The 15129-nt window shown below is 39.5% G+C and carries 10 protein-coding genes and 2 pseudogenes; 8 read left to right on the forward strand and 4 right to left on the reverse strand.

Going from position 1 to position 15129, the window contains the following annotated elements; genetic code table 11:
• Positions 1 to 26 precede the first annotated feature (26 nt).
• From ACIPUA_RS00235 to ACIPUA_RS00250, 4 genes are read right to left on the reverse strand one after another with little or no spacing between them, the layout of a single operon-like run.
• A complete protein-coding gene (locus ACIPUA_RS00235; RefSeq protein ID WP_449059182.1) occupies positions 27 to 1508 on the reverse strand; it encodes a TolC family protein in 1482 nt (493 codons plus the stop codon).
• 2 nt (positions 1509 to 1510) lie between these two features.
• Positions 1511 to 3379 carry an FUSC family protein gene (locus tag ACIPUA_RS00240; protein ID WP_166685118.1) on the reverse strand — a complete coding sequence of 623 codons (1869 nt, stop codon included), beginning with the start codon at positions 3377 to 3379 and terminating at the stop codon, positions 1511 to 1513.
• On the reverse strand, positions 3366 to 4406 hold the full coding sequence (gene mdtN, locus ACIPUA_RS00245) for a multidrug transporter subunit MdtN (RefSeq protein ID WP_042846146.1): 1041 nt from the start codon (positions 4404 to 4406) through the stop codon (positions 3366 to 3368). The genes ACIPUA_RS00240 and mdtN overlap by 14 nt, the downstream gene beginning before the upstream one ends.
• A 3-nt stretch (positions 4407 to 4409) precedes the next feature.
• Complete coding sequence (locus ACIPUA_RS00250; RefSeq protein ID WP_208291984.1) at positions 4410 to 4709, reverse strand: YtcA family lipoprotein; 300 nt, start codon at positions 4707 to 4709, stop codon at positions 4410 to 4412.
• Between the two features lie 529 nt (positions 4710 to 5238).
• Here ACIPUA_RS00250 and ACIPUA_RS00255 point away from each other — a divergent pair.
• The 8 genes and pseudogenes from ACIPUA_RS00255 to ACIPUA_RS00290 form a co-directional block, all read left to right on the forward strand.
• Positions 5239 to 5382 (forward strand): annotated as a pseudogene (locus tag ACIPUA_RS00255) (transposase); the annotation flags it as partial.
• A 762-nt stretch (positions 5383 to 6144) separates the two neighbouring features.
• A pseudogene (locus tag ACIPUA_RS00260) lies at positions 6145 to 8871 on the forward strand (DUF2345 domain-containing protein).
• Between the two features lie 2 nt (positions 8872 to 8873).
• On the forward strand, positions 8874 to 10673 hold the full coding sequence (locus ACIPUA_RS00265) for a phospholipase D-like domain-containing protein (protein ID WP_042846151.1): 1800 nt from the start codon (positions 8874 to 8876) through the stop codon (positions 10671 to 10673).
• A 2-nt stretch (positions 10674 to 10675) separates the two neighbouring features.
• Positions 10676 to 11617, forward strand: a complete 942-nt coding sequence (locus ACIPUA_RS00270; RefSeq protein WP_042846153.1) for an SEL1-like repeat protein — start codon at positions 10676 to 10678, stop codon at positions 11615 to 11617.
• Positions 11618 to 11622: 5 nt separating this feature from the next.
• Positions 11623 to 12624 carry an SEL1-like repeat protein gene (locus ACIPUA_RS00275; protein ID WP_222708741.1) on the forward strand — a complete coding sequence of 334 codons (1002 nt, stop codon included), beginning with the start codon at positions 11623 to 11625 and terminating at the stop codon, positions 12622 to 12624.
• Positions 12625 to 12698: 74 nt separating this feature from the next.
• Entirely contained in the window at positions 12699 to 13616 is a 918-nt protein-coding gene (locus ACIPUA_RS00280) for an SEL1-like repeat protein (protein ID WP_094301240.1), read from the forward strand.
• A 12-nt stretch (positions 13617 to 13628) separates the two neighbouring features.
• On the forward strand, positions 13629 to 13889 hold the full coding sequence (locus tag ACIPUA_RS00285; RefSeq protein WP_449059183.1) for a PAAR domain-containing protein: 261 nt from the start codon (positions 13629 to 13631) through the stop codon (positions 13887 to 13889).
• Complete coding sequence (locus ACIPUA_RS00290; protein WP_198860913.1) at positions 13889 to 15013, forward strand: hypothetical protein; 1125 nt, start codon at positions 13889 to 13891, stop codon at positions 15011 to 15013. Before ACIPUA_RS00285 ends, ACIPUA_RS00290 begins: the two co-directional genes overlap by 1 nt.
• Positions 15014 to 15129: the final 116 nt, after the last annotated feature.

Here is a 15129-nt window from a genome sequence, read left to right on the forward strand (position 1 = left end):
CCCTATCTTCTACAATTTAAAACTATTTATTTAGCTTTAGCCTGTTCATAACGAGGTAATGCTTTTTCTATTTCCCCTAATGAAAAAGCTAAATCAACAGCAGCAATAACTGAGCCAGTATAAGCATCAATACGGGCAAGTTCTGCTGTAAATAATGCTATTTCTGCCGCATTAATTTCAGTCACCGTGCCTAGCCCATTATGATAAAAATCAACGCTTGCGGTATAACTTAACTGAGTTGTTTCAACTAAATTTTTTGCCGCTTTATGCGCTTCCAATGCTGATTTTAACGCGTTCTCAGTTAAGCTCATTTCTCGGATCGCTAACTCTTGGCTTTTTCGTAAATTTTCTTGAGCAATCAGAATATCTGATTGTGCATTCTTCATACGGGCTTGCCTGATCCCCCCTTCATAAAGCGGAATACTCACTCCAAGTAAAATATTTGAAGAGGAAGTACTTTGATTGATACCGGGTAACCCCTGTACATCTAAGCTACTATTTCCCCCAGCAACAGCGCCGGCCAAATAGACTTTAGGAAAATAATCAGACTCAACGGATTGAGTCGTTTTCATCGCTGCTTGCATAAGCTCATAATTAGAAAGTACATCAGGGCGTTGAGCTAATGCATTCCTGATCCTTTCATGGGTCAATGGCGCGATATCATCAGGGAGAACATCTTTGTCACTATATTGGATGTTGATAGACTGAAGTGGAGACATACCAATGGATGATAGCAATAATTGGTACTGGTCTTTTTCTTTCCCTGCGGCTAATACGCTTTGGAATTCTAATTGAGCAACCTGTTGCTTAGCTAATGCAACATCAAGCACGGTCGCAAGACCTCGCGCCTTTTTCTGTTCCACCGCATAAAGGACATTTTTACTGCGCGCTAAGGATTCAGCAGTAATTTTGTTTTTTTTCTGTGCGGCTCCGTAAGTATAGTAAGCCGTAGTAACATCATGAATGACCTTTTGATGAAGTAAATTAAAGTTCAAATCGGAAGCTAGAGCCGCATGTTTTGCTGCATTCGCGAGAGATTCACGCTTACCGAAATCAAACAACAACCACTGAAACGTCACCGCTGGGATAAAAACATGGTTAGAAACATCGATTTTATCAACAAGATCATTATGCGGAAGCTTTACAGTCCCTCGTTGATAACCACTTAATGCTGTTGCTGTAATAACAGGCAAATAGGTGCTTTCAACCATTCCAACATCAACCGCCGCCTTTTTGGCTAATTCCCAAGCAATACGTGTTTCAGGGTTATTTTTTTGCGCAATATCGATAAGATCAGCCAAGTCATACTGCTCTTTAAGTGTTTCATTATGTTCGGCATACAAATTCTCTTCAGGAGAAGAAAGGTATTTTTCGGATTCATATCGTAGCGGCTGCTGGGCTTTTTCCATAAATGAGCGGCTGGTATCGACACATCCGATAAGAAATACGCTCAGAAAAGTAGTGAGCAAATACTGTTTGTTTTTACTTTTTGTTAATTGTGCCGTCATTATTACTTCTCACTAATGAGTTCTTGCATGACTTGCTCTTTTTCTTGAGCTGATAATATTATCGGTAGCGAATTTAATACATCACGTTTAAAGTCACTAATTGATTTAGCGCATGCATGGGGATCTAAATTATCTTTATGATTAAAATAGATAAATTTAGAAGCATAATTTTGATAACTGTCCACTGAGGCTTCAGCTAACAGCTGTTTAAAGAAGCGAGTTAAAGCATCACCTTTATCTTTAGAGTGAGTTTCAAAGATTAACAAGTCTATATCATCTTTTGCTTTTATTACGCCTTCATTAATTGTTGAGACTAAACTGAGCGCTTGCACATTATTCTCATAATTGCCTAATTTAAGTGCCGCATAACTATCTAAGATATTCTTAATTTGCTTATTAATCGTGGTCATGATGGATACGGGCCACACTTTAGTGAACATAATATACATCACTATATTGCCTAATAAGATGCCTAAAATCCTATCGGAAGCGACATCCATATCAAAACTAGGTTTAAACCCATGTAATACCGTTAGCAAAAATGCAAGTCCAACTTGGACTCCTGCATAGGAAATACGCTCATTACCGGCAGCCACCCATGCTGCGGGTAAAATACAGAAGAAAATCAATACCATTAAGCTAAAAATATCGGATAAATGAGGAATAATATAAAGTAACGAAATAATCCCAATCAGTGCACCAATTAAACACCCCGTGATACGCAGTGTCAGTTTATGCACAGTTTCACCAACTGATGTTAATGCGACAACATAGCAAGTGATCATCGCCGTATGGATGCCTTGCCATTCAAAAAAGTCATAAAGAACGTAACATATCAGTGCTGCGCAAGTGGTTTTTATTGCAAAATATTTATGATTAGGATTAGTAAAAGCATCCTCAACAAAAAACGGCATTTTCGTTTTTGGGTCACTGAATGTTTTATTCTTAAATAAAATATTTAGGAAATCATCCAATAACTGTTGATTGCTCTTATTAGTTGGTTTGCTATCTTTAAGGTTTTCTAACTGTTCAAGTTGATTTGTAGATAAACACTGTGCAATAAATTGGCATTTTTCTGATAGCTCAATACGCACTGCTGATGATGTATCATCCGGTAAATTCAAAGACATGATCAGTATTTCATAGGAATTATCAATCATGCTATCTAGCCATTGTATTTCTTTTTTCCCTTTTAGGAAAAAAAGCTTAATAAACATTAAATAACGTTTGCATTCAGACTGAGTAGCTAAAGCTTCGGTTATTTTAATTGGCTGGAGCTTATCCCCTAAAAAAAATTGATGCGCACTTAAAAAGCGCTCTGACAATTTATTGAGTAATAATTTTCTTGGGCTAATACCAAAAAAATAATTAAAGATAATAACCAGTAACATAGGTGATACTGCCATTAAGAGAGCATACAGCAGCCCCCTAGTTGCAGCATCGCCAAAAGGAATATCATCAATTAATGTCATTAAAAATGCGATCACAAGCGCGATTAAATTACCAATATCGCCCAAACTACTGGCAGAAGATAAATACATAAATAAGCCAGAAAATAACGCCATAAAGAAAAAGCGTAACATCACATTTTGAATGGTTAAGTTAAATAATATAAAAATCACACAAACAGCAATACTGCATAAGACTATGACACCGATACACAATAGTATGTTTTCAACTGCGTCAGACTTAACAAGGTAAATAATCAGGTAACAACTGATCGCCGACTCTGGTATTTCGTATAACATGGCAATACCTGCCATTAATGCGCAGAGTAGAGAAATACGCCACGCCGTCGAAAACCGAAACTCGAATGGCAACAAATCCTGCTTTATTTGTTGAAAAACTAGTGAAGTTTTAGCAGTCATCATCTTTAGATACTATATTAACAGTAGCTGTGGCACCTATTCGCATTAATTCCTTAGGTGGATTATTTAAAATCACCCTGACAGGAAAACGTTGTTCGACTCGTACCCAATTTAGTGATTTAGGCACATAAGGCAAATCCCTAGGAATATTGAGCAAATCAGTAGACATAACCCCCCAACCTGTACCTTGCACTTTACCTTTAATTGGCTGCTTATTATTGATCATAGAGTAAACTACTGCACAGCTCCCCATCTGAATATTGCCTAACTCCGTTTCTTTAAAGTAAGCAGATGCAAACCATGTATCAGTATCTATTAATGTAAATATAGACTGGCCTGATAACACAAACTCACCAGCAGACATGGTTAACCCGACGATATAACCATTACTCGGTGCTTTGATTTCCGTATTACTTAATTCCCACTCCGCCATAGCCAATGACATTTTTAATGACTGAACGAGAGCCTCTTCGGATTTGGTATTATTAATTAATGCTTCAGAAGCTACATTTTGTTTTTGGGCTTGTTTTAAGCTGACTTCTGCATCACGTTTTAAAGTACGTGCATCATCAACCTGTTGAGCAGTCACGAAACCTTTAGCTAATAAAGGCTCTAAACGTTTTAATGACTGTGTGGCAAGAGCAAGATTAACTTGTGCACGTTTGATTTGTTCTTCTGCTACTTCAGAATTTGAAGTTTCAGCAACGATGATCCTCTTTTTATTACTGAGGGCTGCTTCTGCAACAAGTAATTCAGCTCGAGCTTGATCCACTCGCAACTGGTACATGGTAGGGTCGATCGTAAATAATAGGTCACCTTCCTTGACCTCCATGTTTTCTTTAACATGAAATTGGCTGATCCGCCCAGGTACCACAGAAGATATATTGATTTTATTTGCCTCAATCACCGCATCTTCACTTAATGGGTTCAAAACTGATGATTGCAGGCTTTTCCATAGCAAAAGCAATAGAGCCACAAACACACCGATTGTGATAATGATTGCGAGCTTTTTTTTATTTTCTGTATTCATAATTTAATGAGAGAAATAAAGTAAAGATATTGTAATGGCAATCGATAGCAAGACACCAAAGTAAAACAGCAAGGGCAACGGTAACTTATCATCGATTTCTAAGCGGACCAGAAGAACACGTAATAACACTGCGCCTATTAGTCCAATTAAGACACACAACATCCAATAAGGAAAATAAGCACCTAGCATGGGAAATAGTGGGGAGTTTCCCTGTGTACAGCCTACTAATAAAAAAGCTAGCAAGCTAATGCTAAAATGATGACAATATTTTTTAAGCAAGTTCACATCAATATTACCTATCATTATATGATTATTAATTGATTGCTTATTACTATAGCGTTTTTTTTATGATTATAAAATAAATAAATTTCAACTAGATAAACATTGGTTTTATTTTTTATTAACTGAGTTTCACCGACACCCCACCCGTCAAAAAAAAGCTCAATAACAACCCAACACATTGATTAATAAACATATATATTAATCAAATCAGTATAAGACCATACTGGTTATAATGTTGAACAAGTACAATATTATGCAAAGTTCAATATCAAATTAACCGCTTAAACTGATTAACTAAGCCTATTAAACGGAAATATGAACTAATTTAACTATCTCGATATGATTTAACACTAGAAATTTAAAACAATTTTACTCTTGGCCTATTTCAGGTAACAATTAGACTGTCTTATTATGACAATCAAAAATAACCGCTCCAAAAATTAACTTTAAAACTTTATTAAAACGAAAGTCGACCACATCAATTTATATATCATCGGTATATATTCCCCCTAAAAATTTAATTCATATAGTCGAATTAGATAGTTATATTAATACCATCGAGTCATTAAACAGCGTTATCCGTCATGCTATAAAGAAACGTAAGGTCTTCCCCAGCGATGACTCTGTGCCGAAAGTGATTTATTTAGCAATTGAATCTACCTCTAAAAAATGGAGTATGCCAATTAAAAGCTGAAAATAGGTAATGAGGCGTTTTATTAGTTGTAAAAATTAACTGGCTAAAACTAAAAAGGCAAAATAAAGCAATATGGGTCTCACGTTGCCTGCCTTGGTACTTCTACAGCATAACAAGCCTTAAATAATAAAAATCCAACTCAGAATGCTTCCATCACACAAGCAAGGCTTTCAATCATCAGCACCATGTTGGTTGATTTGATAATCACTACGTTTCACAAATACTCGCTCAACCATAGTAAATGTTATACTTAATAGCCATGATGATGGATCGCCCTGCCATGAGAAGGCCCCACGATTAATCAAAGAGTAATGATGAAACGTATTAAGATCATTATTAAATGTTTCCACGCAATATCTATAAAATTTTTCCGACAGGGATCTCACGGTTAAAAGGACACCAGCTTACCTTAGAATTTCTTCTGGACTCGGTTATCGGAACAATATGTCTTTTCTAAACGACTCTGAACACCTAGCGCTAATACCCCAAGTATAAGCCACAGCCAAAAGTAAAGCATTAAGACAAACGGTTAGTTAAACCCGCCACATGCATATAATTTAACTGCCAAAAAAACTTATTATTCGTGTAAAACCATTCAGATAAATCTATTTTATGCTAAATGCGTCAAAATTTTTAAATAATAAATTTGTTTTTATTTATAACAATCGGTTAGCTTAAGGTAAATAAATTGGCATTAGCGTGGATAACCTTACTCTAGCATTTCATTTTCGGTTGCCACAAAGCATCTGAAAGGAATACGTCATGAGCTTGTTCGACATTGTCATTAAGCCGTTTCAATCCCATAATCGCTACCAGCTTGCTGTACAAGGTTGCCAGACCCACTTAGACGTTGAGCACTTCACGGGACGTGAAGCCATTAGTGAAACTTATCGTTATCAGATTACCTTTACCTCCCCAAACAAAAACCTGCAAGCGCAACAATTTCTACGCCGCAGTGCTGATTTTACCTTTTCATCGCCTACCCTGCCATTGGCTATGCTGAACACATTGAATGAGCCGCAAAAACGTGTTCATGGCGTGATCACCCACTTCAAGCGGCTGTCTGGCTCCGCTGATGAAACACAATACCAAATTGTGATAGAACCGTTTGTCTCCTTATTACGCCACCAAATGCGCACTCACCGCTTCTTCTTAAATAAATCCGTGCCAGACGTCATTGACCTCATCTTACGTGAGCATGACATGAAAGGCTGGGAATTTGAGTTTCATTTGCAGCGTCAATACCCAAAGCGGGAGCAAATTAACCAAATCAATGAGAGTGATTGGTAGTTTATTGAACGCCTGCTAAGTGAAGTGGGGATTTTCTATTCGTTCAGTTTGCAACCGGATACCAAAACCGAAGTTATTCATTTTGGGGATAGCCAACGAGCCTATGTGTATGACCTCAAGCTACCTCTCAATAGCCCATCAGGGATGAATGACGAGGGTGTAGAAAGTGTCTGGGGGTTATCACTACGTCATCAAGTGGTTGAGCGCAGTGTCACCACCAAAGATTACAATCACCGCCAAGCGATGCAAACTCTGCAATCGATTGAAACGGATATGACTCGAGGTGAGGGAGAGGACATCCACTACGGCGATGTCTACCATTATAAACCTCGTCACCTTGAGCGCGGTGAGAAGTACCAACCTGAAACGGAAACCGCTCACTTTTGGTCACGCCTTGACCATGAACGCTTTTTGGTTCGTCAAACTCAACTGTACGGTAAAAGTAATTCACCGATGCTAACGCCGCTATTGGTGCTCAAAATTACCGATAACCAACTGCCTTCAACATTACCGTCTGACTTTCAATCTGAAATCCTCCTGAGCCGCCTGCGATTTTCAGGTAGCCGCAGCAGTGCCTTAGTCGTGCAGTTTGAAGCAACGTCGTACACCGAAGCTTTGTGCTGGCGACCAGCTCTTAAACCTCGCCCCGTGATTGCAGGTACGTTAATGGCGCGGATTACTAGCGCCAAGCCACATGATATCTATGCCCATCAAAATGAACATGGATTTTATTGGGTTAAATTCGATGCCGACCGTGATGAAAAGCCCACTGGGTATGAAAGCATGCCTGTGCGGCTGGCGAAACCCTATGCAGGCGATACCTACGGCATGCACTTCCCCTTAATCCAAGGGACAGAAGTTGCCATTGGGTTCCATCAGGGCGACCCGGATAGGCCGTATATCGCCCATGCGTTGCATGACTCGCATCGTCCCGACCACATCACCGACAAAAATAATACCCGCAATGTCATTCGTACTCCGGCAAATAATAAGCTACACATGGAAGACAAACGCGGGGAAGAACACATCAAATTCAGCACCGAATACGGGGGGAAATCGCAACTCAATTTAGGGCATCTGGTTAATCAAGGGCGTGAAAAGCGCGGTGATGGCTTTGAGCTGCGAACCGACAGCTGGGGCGCTATTCGAGCAGGAAAAGGGCTGTTTATCAGCACAGATTTACGCACGAAAGCCTCGTCTGAACAACTGGATATGCGCGAAGCCAAACAACAGCTTGATGATGCGCTGAATTTAGTCAGTTCGCTACGCGAAGCGGCAGAGGTGGCAAAAGCCGAACTAGCAGATTTAAAAGCGCAACAAACGTTACTGACTCAATCTATTGATAAATTGCAGCAAGCGGCGTTATTACTCAGCGCCCCTGCAGGTATTGCTCTCACCTCCCCGAAAACGGTGCAGGCTCACAGCGGTGAAAACATTACCCTGACGGCCAATAAACAGACTGATATCTCGGTAGGTAAAAAAATCACCTTAGCGGCAGGTCAAGCGATTAGTTTGTTTGCCCATACTTTGGGTATAAAAGCCTTCGCGGCTAAAGGCAAGGTGGAAATCCAAGCGCAAAGCGATGAAATGCACCTCACCTCACTCAAAGACATGACCATCACCAGCACGGGCGGTAAAACTGTCGTCGCCGCTAAAGATGAGTTATTGCTGACCTGCGGTGGTGCTTATATTCGCTTGAAAGGCGGGCAGATTGAGTACGGCAGCCCCAGCAACCAAACCGTCAAAGCAACTAACTGGGTGGTTGAAGGAGCGGCTTCAATGGATGTCACTCATCCACAGTTTCCGCAATCAATGCCAAAACAAACCTTGCGCTTTCAACTGAGCTCCTCTCCGCAGAGTCCGATGAAGGCGCGTGCGTTTGAGCCGTATACTTTATATGGTAATGGAGCGCTATTAGCGAAAGGATTCACCGATGAAAATGGAAATATTCAGATTGAACATGATACGTCCATAGAAAAATATCGAGTAGAGTTATTGGACGGTGAAAAATTCACCATCAATCTTTTAAAAGCAGACTCAGAAAACACTCAAGAAGATGAGGCTTCAAGGGAAGGATTTCGTGCTCTCAAACCAATGCCGGGCATGGAAGGCAAAAAACTTTCAGGTATGACACATAGAGATATTTTCAAAAAATTATTGATGAGTGAATCACTGAAAGATAACCAAGAGGAAAAATAGTCATGAGCGATGCAACGGAACAAACCATCAATCTCGTGTTAGGGGAAAATGATAGTGCAATACTGACACCTCAATGGTTTATCAGTGGTAAATATGCACCTGTTGCTGCAGGTTTTGCCCCTTTAATTAATGGTGAACGTGCTTTTGCCACAATAGCTAAAGCGATTGAACAGGCACAAAAAAGTATTGATATTATTACATGGGGATTTCAATCATCCATGTATTTTACTCGGGGGAGTAAAGACGAAGCCAAAAGAGTGGGAGATCTACTTGTTGAAGCGGCAGATCGCGGTGTTAAGGTGCGTATATTAGTCTGGTATACATTAGGGGGGGATAGTCAAGATCCTAACTTTCCGGGATGGAAAGCTACTCCTAAAAACTTTGGTTATGGTAATTTTGCTGTTTATACACCAGCTACGCCTGCTGTTTACAGTGCTTCCGGTAACCAGTTACCATACCAAACACCTGAAGATTATGAATATGACTGTCAGTGGCATTGGGAGATTTCAATCAAGAAAAGAGGAAAAGGGAATATCCTTGTCAGACATCGAGAATTAAATTGGACCAATGATATTCAAGAAGCGACTGAACGACAAACAAGCCATCACGTAAAAGAATATGGCGATATTGGTTATATTCAAGGGCGGCTACTTGCTTTATACCCAACTCACCATCAAAAAGTGATTCTGGTTGATTATGAAGTGCCAGATGATGCTGTCGGATTTGTCATGGGGCACAATTCCCTCTCCACCTATTGGGATAAGGATTCTCATTCTGAACACCAGTTTTCAGCAGCTATTGGTCGAGATGCTGATACCGCATGGCAAGATAACTCATCATGTGTTTGTGGTGCCGTTTTGGCGCATATCAATCACAATTTTGTCGAAGCATGGGAAAAAAATGTTGGGGAAGATGCTGAACTGAGTCGACGGTCATCTTTTACCGAGGAAGACCATCAATTCACCCAACAGCGAATGGATAAAATTAATAACAGATTGATTCATTCAGTTACTGTAGGTGGAATGATCCCACTAAAAAAAGTGATGGCTCAAATTTGTCGTACTCAACCTCAGTATAATGAATTTGATGTTTTACGCTTATATAAGCATACGTTAGTAAGGGCAAGGAAATATATTTACATTGAAAACCAATATTTTCGTTATCCTCCTTTTGTAAAGCTATTACAAGAAGCGGTCAATGAGCGAGTTAAAAAAGGCTATGATATAGAACAAAACCCACTCTATCTCTTTGTTGTCACTAATAGCTCTAATGATGCAGCGATACATTCCGGAAGTTATCAAACGTATAAAATGATTGAAGCGTTACAACGACCAGACATGGTGCCTAATTATCATCGTAAAGAGCATAAATTGGGTGATGAGGAACCAATAGCCGCAGGTTCGATTCCCGGAATAAAATCGCATATTTGCACATTAGTTTCACCTGATTCAACAACACCGCATTGGAAATCTGTTTATGTTCATAGCAAAGTGCTAATGATTGATGACACTTTTATGACATTAGGCTCTAGTAATGTGAATTTACGCAGTATGTTATTTGACAGCGAATTTAATATCGCCATTCAAGATACTGATGTGACAAATATTATACCGCCTATCCGACAGCATTTATGGAAAATGCATACAAAACGGGCTAGTGATGATTTTAAAAAAGAATTTAAACATTGGAAAGAAATCATTAAAAGAAATAAAGAGCTTAGAAATAGTGAAATACCAACCACACCTTCTGCATCGTTAATTGAGTTTTTTGATGGAAATAAAAAATGGGATAACAAGGACTAGTTATGGAATTTAAAAAAATACTTTTAAGTTTAATGGTGATTTTTTTTCCATTGTTGGCAGGATGTGAACAAAAGGAAGTAAATAAAATGAATGATACCTTAAAAAATTTTCAATTTACCTGTGTACAAGAAAAAGACAGTTTTCCACCATTAGATCCCGAAGCTGATGCTTGGTTTAAAGAAGCACGTCGCTTAGAAATTAAAAAAGGTCCTAAAGATTTTGGTCATATTGCTACATTGTATCGTCAAGCGGCTGAAAAAAAACATTACAAAGCTATAGGTAACTTACAGAATATGATAGCAACAGGTCAAGCTGAACCTATGATAGGTAAAAAACGCTCTGAAGAGGTGATTGATTTAGTTGAGCAACTGATACAAATGGATATTCCCTTTGGTTATTACATTATGGGGACTTATCTCCAAAGAGGTTTCGGAGTAAAACAAGACTCAGATGCAGCGATGCGTTATTTTTTAAAAGCCGCAATAATGGGGAATCCAGAAGGACAACTTGCCATTTCGGAGCAATTCCTTAATGCAAGAACTCCGTTGTATCGTTTGGACTTAGGCAGAAAACTACTCGATTGTGCGGCTAAACAAGGTAATACAGACGCAGCTTATTCTCTTGCGATGAATTATGAAGTTCGTGATAAAAATTATAGTCAGGCACTGAAATACTATCAATTAGCTATCCGATATGGTAGCGATCAATCAGCTTATAAGTTATCTGAAAGTTTTAACACATCAGACCCTAAGAATGAAATATACTATATGGAACAACATGTTGATCCTGAAAGGGTTCGTCGTTATAAATTGATAGAAAAAGAGCTTTCACTTAATCCTAGAGCCAAATTCCCCGATATTGATAAAATCGTTCCTCTTCCACCTGCTGAACTCCCTGAATGGGATGGCACGTTTGAATATAAAAAACAGGCAGAGGGGCAATAACCAAGATGAATCTCTCTTTTTTATTTCATCATCAATCTGTTGCTCGTCGCATATTTAAATGCAGTGCATTGATTTGTAGCATGTTGGTGCTGAGCGCTTGCAACCCGATGGATAAAAAGGAAAAGTTGCCGATTCAAAAAACTGAACCCGATTTAACCTTCACCTGTGTGTATGAAAAAGACACTTTGCCCCCCGTTGATCCTGAAGCCGATGTTTGGTTCAAACAGGCGCGAGAACTTGAAAAGGTCAATAAATCTCAACGCGATTATGTCAAGATTGGTGAGCTATACCGTAAAGCCGCAGAACGTAATCACCCCAAGGCCATGTTGAATCTCAGTAACTTAATCAGTTATGGAAAAGTCCCCCCGGTTGAAGGTAAAGGCCCAGCACAAGAAGTGTGGGATATTATCCGAAAAATGGCTAAATTAAACATCAGTTATGGTTATTACCAAATGGGGCATTATCTCGATACGGGTTATGGCGTAGCTGCTGATCGTACAAAAGCGTTAGCCTATTTTCGTCAAGCGGCAGATTTAGGTAATCCTGAGGCTCAATATGTGATTGGAGATATACTTGTTTCTCAACGCTTATCGGACAGAGATAACCCTGCCTATCAACCCGAAATAGGAAAAAGTATGTTGGATTGCGCAGCTAAACAAGGCAATGGGGAAGCTGCGCGTCGATTTGCTACATACTCTTTTAATGTGGAAAATAATGTTGATACTACCTTAATATACTATCAACTAGCAGTTAAAAATGGTTTGCGTAGTGCTGCATCTAGGTTAAATCAAGTTTTTGCCCCAAATACAACTCCAAAAAATTATTACTACCTAGGTGTAAAACCAGATCCTGAACGTTCTGCTCGTTATGAAGCTATTGCTGATGAAATTAGAAATAACCCCGAGGCACGCTTTCCTGATATCGATAAAATTGTTCCTCTTCCGCCAGCTGAACTCCCTGAGTGGGATGGCACCTTTGAATATAAAAAACAGGCAGAGGGGCAGTAATCATGACCTTTTCCTTTTTATCCTCTAACCATCTAGCCAGTCAATATGCTGTTGTCGTATTAGGCTTGCTATTGATGGGGTGTAAACCCATCGATAAAAAGGACGTCACTGTGACTCAAAAAACAGAACCTGATTTAACCTTCACCTGCGTGTATGAAAAAGACACTCTTCCTCCCGTTGACCCTGAAGCGGATGTTTGGTTTAAACAAGCCCGTGAACTTGAAAAAGTCAATAAACATCAACGAGATTATAAGCAAATTGGTGTTCTATACCGTAAAGCCGCGGAGCGTAATCACCCCAAGGCCATGTTGAATCTCAGTAATTTAATCAGTTATGGCAAAGTGCCCCCGATTGGCGGGAAAGGCCCAGCGCAAGAAGTGTGGGATATTATCCAAAAAATGGCTAAATTGAATATCAGCTATGGTTATTACCAAATGGGACATTATCTCGATACGGGTTATGGTGTACCTGCTGATAGAACGAAAGCGTTAGCTTATTTTAGGCAGGCTGCCGATTTAGGCAGCCCAGAAGGGCAATATGTTATTGGTGATATTTTTCTCGCTCAACGTTTATCAGATAAAGACAATCCTGCTTATCAACCTGAAATTGGAAAAAAAATGCTTGCTTGTGCTGCTCAACAAGGTAATAAAGAAGCTGCATTTACAGCAGCGATGTTTTATAAGAGTGTGGAAAAAAACTTTGACATAGCATTAGAGTTTTTTCAATTAGCATCGGAAAATGGACATAGAATCTCAGCTTCAATACTCATTGATACATTTAAAATAGACACAACACCAAAAGACTATTATTACCTAGCGGTTAAACCAGACCCAGAACGCTCAGCCCGTTATGAAGCAATTGTCAAAGAAATGGATGCTTCTGACGAAACCGCCAAGTTCCCCGATATCGATAAAATCGTTCCACTTCCCCCTGCCGAACTCCCTGAATGGGATGGTACGTTTGAATATAAAAAACAACAGGATAACCAATAAAAGGATCTTAACATGCGCGCACTTGTTCGATTAGGTGACAAAACTACTCATTGCGGCGAAGTGATTTCCGCTTCTGGCTCGATGATGTACGGTAAGCCCATTGCCTTAGTGGGAGATAAAGTCAGTTGTCCTAAAAAAGGACATGGTGTCAATGCCATTTTACCCGGCTCAACGCGCATTTTAATATCCGGTCGCCAAGCGGCATTGAACGGCTTTCAAACCGAATGTGGCTGTACCCTCATTGCGAGCCTTTCCTCGTCAGGTGAACAGTAATGATAAGCTGGAAAATTCCCTCTTTAGAGCACCCACCTAAGCCTAAATTACCTCGCTTGATGCTTTGGTTGTTTTTAGTCGTGATTATTGGTGTTATCGGATTTGGCATAGGTGCTTATTTATCTTCAATTGGGGTATTGTCTAGTGAAGTCAGTAACAACCAAATAATTGCTTTATTTGTTGTTCTTCCCGTGATTGTTATTTTGTTTATTCGTCTATTGGCTTATTCGATAATGTCATATGACCATCGGCAGTTTACTGATATGCTCGATGATGCACGTCAAGAATGGGGATATTGGGCTAGGAAGCATCTAGGAATTTTAGCGCATACACGATTGACACAATTTGATGAAGAAAAACAAACAAACGTTGTTTTGTCTTCACTGCCTCCGAATAAAGACAATATATTGCAATTAAACGCCTTCAAATCACTTTCTTTATGGGAGAAACAAGAAATGGCGGTGCGAAAGTTACTTGCACCCATTGCTGAATATTACCATCAACATTCTCTCTCCCAACCTATTACCCTATATTGGCAAGCTGAAGATAATGAGCCTAATTGGCAGGAACTGATTGAGCAGGAAGCCACGCGCTTATCATTAGAGCTTGAATCTGTTGAAACATTGCCATATGACTCATTAAGTGAATGGTTGTTAGCACTGTATGAAAATCCCTTTGAACCTAAGTTATACGCTATTTTAGCATTTCAATTAGACTCAACGGCGAGTGAAGAAGCCGCGAGTCTATTACTCGCCCCTCAAGGATTCTACGAGAGTCTAAGAGCACCTATCAAAGCGAAGCTATTACGCCCGATATCCACCGAGGTAAAATCCTTCGATGATGCATTGAAAGCACAATGTGAATTTCAATTACCGGGTCACCAATTAAATTCAGTGTGGCATAGCGGGGTCACAGATAAAAACAAAAGCCAATGTATTGAAAGCTATGTACAACAAGATATTCATTGTCTCTTAAACCAATTTTATGATGCCGATGCCTTTTTCGGTACGAGTGGGATTGCTCGGCATAGCACAATCTTGTCATTGGTCAGCGATAATCACGAAAACCAACTAATTGTATGCCAAGAAAACGATAACTTATTGTTACAACAAGTAATATGTTAATAAATGAATAAGAGGTGCCTGTTATGAGTGATAAAATTATTCATGCCATTGAGTGCTAGGCTAACCACCCTACATGGTTTAGTTCCCACCCTATTGGATGCCAATACAAAAACAAA

This window comes from Providencia sp. AGC89, from assembly GCF_053543535.1.